The organism is Micromonospora maritima (assembly GCF_902825405.1).
Taxonomy (GTDB): domain Bacteria; phylum Actinomycetota; class Actinomycetes; order Mycobacteriales; family Micromonosporaceae; genus Micromonospora; species Micromonospora maritima.
The window spans coordinates 1-2,770 of record NZ_CADEAU010000624.1 but is presented as its reverse complement, the minus strand read 5'-3'; the positions used below and the strand labels follow the sequence as shown (position 1 = coordinate 2,770).

2 protein-coding genes are annotated in these 2,770 nt (G+C 71.1%); both read right to left on the bottom strand.

Translation table 11 applies throughout. The features are described from left to right. Nucleotides 1–438 (bottom strand): DUF6597 domain-containing transcriptional factor (locus HUW36_RS30105; RefSeq protein ID WP_343044376.1); only part of this gene is annotated, 438 nt, incomplete at its 3' end. Between the two features lie 27 nt (nt 439–465). Then, nucleotides 466–2,577, bottom strand: a complete 2,112-nt coding sequence (gene uvrB / locus HUW36_RS30100) for an excinuclease ABC subunit UvrB (protein ID WP_174531186.1) — start codon at nt 2,575–2,577, stop codon at nt 466–468. Nucleotides 2,578–2,770: the final 193 nt, after the last annotated feature.

The following is a 2,770-nucleotide window of genomic DNA, read 5'->3' as shown; positions in this document are numbered from 1 at the left end:
GGCGGCGTCGAGCCGGGCGAAGCGCGCCGGCCAGGCCGGCTCGGCGGCCAGCGCGTCGCGGAGGTGGATCAGCCAGCCGCCGACCCGGTCGACCGGGACGGCCCGGTTGGCCAGCTCACCCAACGGCGCCCCGAGGAGCCGCCGGGCCGCCGGCGCGCTCAGCACCACCTGCACGCCGGCGCCGGTCCCGGTCGTGCGGGTGACGCACCAGCCGTCGAACGGGCCGGCCAGGAACGCGCTGCCGGACACGCCCCGGCCACCGACGCGCGGGTCGTCGACGTCGAGCGGGTCGGCCCAGCCGAGGATCAGCACCACGAACGCGCCCGCGACCTCCCGGCGCACCAGCGGGGTGGACGCGACCTCACGGTAGCCGAGGTAGCGGTCGACCCACGGGCGCAGCCGGGGATCGGGCAGCCCGACGACCGCCTCGGTCAACATCGCACCCTCCCCGCGCCGGCGCGCCGGTCACCGCACCCCGGCGGCGTCCATCCCGCGCAGTTCCTTCTTCAGGTCGGAGACCTCGTCCCGGATCCGCGCGGCCAGCTCGAACTGCAACTCGCGCGCGGCCGCGAGCATCTGGTCGTTGAGCTCCTGGATGAGGTTGGCCAGGTCGGCCCGGGCCATGCCCTCGCGGGACGGGGTCGCCGCACCGCCCCGACCACCGCGGCTGCGCGTCTCCTTGACCGGCGCCTTGCCCCGGGACAACTGCCGGGCGGCGCCGCCGACCGTGGCGTTCTCGGTGTCCTCCGCCTCGCGGTAGATGTCGTCGAGGATGTCGTGGATCTTCTTGCGCAGCGGCTCCGGGCTGATCCCGTGGGCCTCGTTGTGCGCGATCTGCTTGGCCCGCCGGCGGTTGGTCTCGTCGATCGCGTTCGCCATCGACGGGGTGATCTTGTCGGCGTACATGTGGACCTGGCCGGAGACGTTGCGGGCCGCGCGACCGATCGTCTGGATCAGCGACCGGCCGCTGCGCAGGAAGCCCTCCTTGTCGGCGTCGAGGATCGCCACCAGGGAGACCTCGGGCAGGTCGAGGCCCTCGCGCAGCAGGTTGATGCCGACCAGCACGTCGTAGTCGCCCTTGCGCAGCTCGCGCAGCAGCTCGACCCGGCGCAGCGTGTCGACCTCGGAGTGCAGGTAGCGCACCCGGATGCCGTTCTCCAGCAGGTAGTCGGAGAGGTCCTCGGCCATCTTCTTGGTCAGCGTGGTGACAAGCACCCGCTCGTCGCGCTCGGTGCGCAGCTTGATCTCGTGCATGAGGTCGTCGATCTGCCCCTTGGTGGGCTTCACCACCACCTCGGGATCGATCAGGCCGGTCGGCCGGATCACCTGCTCGACGAACTCGCCCTGGGCCTGCTCCAGCTCCCACGGGCCGGGGGTGGCGGAGAGGAAGACCATCTGGCCCACCCGCTCCAGGTATTCGTCGAACCGCAGCGGCCGGTTGTCGGCGGCGCTGGGCAACCGGAAGCCGTGGTCGATCAGCATCCGCTTGCGGGAGGCGTCGCCCTCGTACATGCCGCCGATCTGCGGGATGGTCACGTGCGACTCGTCGACCACGGTGAGGAAGTCGTCGGGGAAGTAGTCGAGCAGGCAGTGCGGCGGGCTGCCGGGGAGCCGGCCGTCGATGTGCATCGAGTAGTTCTCGATGCCGGAGCAGAAGCCGACCTGGCGCATCATCTCGATGTCGTAGGTGGTGCGCATCCGCAGCCGCTGCGCCTCCAGCAGCTTGCCCTGGCGCTCCAGCTCGGCCAGCCGCTCGCCCAGCTCGGCCTCGATGTCGCGGATCGCCCGCTCCATCCGCTCCGGGCCGGCGGCGTAGTGCGTGGCCGGGAAGATCATCAGGCTGTCGACCTCACGGACCACGTCGCCGGTCAGCGGGTTGAGGTAGTAGAGCTTTTCGATCTCGTCGCCGAACAGCTCGATCCGGACCGCCAGCTCCTCGTAGGCCGGGATGATCTCCAGCGTGTCGCCCCGGACCCGGAAGGTGCCGCGCTGGAAGGCCATGTCGTTGCGCGTGTACTGGATGTCGACCAGCCGGCGCAGCAGCTGGTCGCGGTCGAGCTCCTGCCCCACCTTGACCCGCACGGCGCGGTCGAGGTATTCCTCCGGCGTGCCCAGGCCGTAGATCGCCGAGACGGTGGCGACCACGATGACGTCCCGCCGGGTGAGCAGCGACATGGTCGCCGAGTGCCGCAGCCGCTCGACCTCCTCGTTGATCGAGGAGTCCTTCTCGATGTAGGTGTCGGTCTGCGGGATGTAGGCCTCGGGCTGGTAGTAGTCGTAGTAGGAGACGAAGTATTCGACCGCGTTGTGCGGCAGCAGCTCGCCGAACTCCTTGGCGAGCTGGGCGGCGAGGGTCTTGTTCGGGGCGAGCACCAGGGTGGGCCGTTGCAGCCGCTCGACCAGCCACGCCGTGGTGGCGCTCTTGCCGGTGCCGGTCGCGCCGAGCAGCACCGTGTTGCGGTCGCCGCGGCGCACCCGACGCTCAAGGTCGTCGATGGCTGCCGGCTGGTCGCCGGCCGGCTGGAACTCACTGACGACCTGGAAGCGGCCGTCGAGCCGAGGAATGTCGAGCGCCATGCCACCAACGGTACGCCCGCGGTCCGACACTTCCCCGACGACCACGGACCGTCCCTGATCGGCTTCGATATTCCCATTGTGTGGCTCATCTCACCGGTCTACCCTCGTACCGTAGGCCGCTCGCGGCGGCCGTCCGGGCCGGTGGCCGCCCCCTCCGGGGGCCCGGCCGCCCCCGGCGCCAGGGCCGCAGCAC

Coding starts and splice junctions, on each gene's coding strand:
- uvrB (WP_174531186.1), bottom strand. CDS start 2,577: ATGGCGCTCGACATTCCTCGGCTCGACGGCCGCTTCCAGGTCGTCAGT.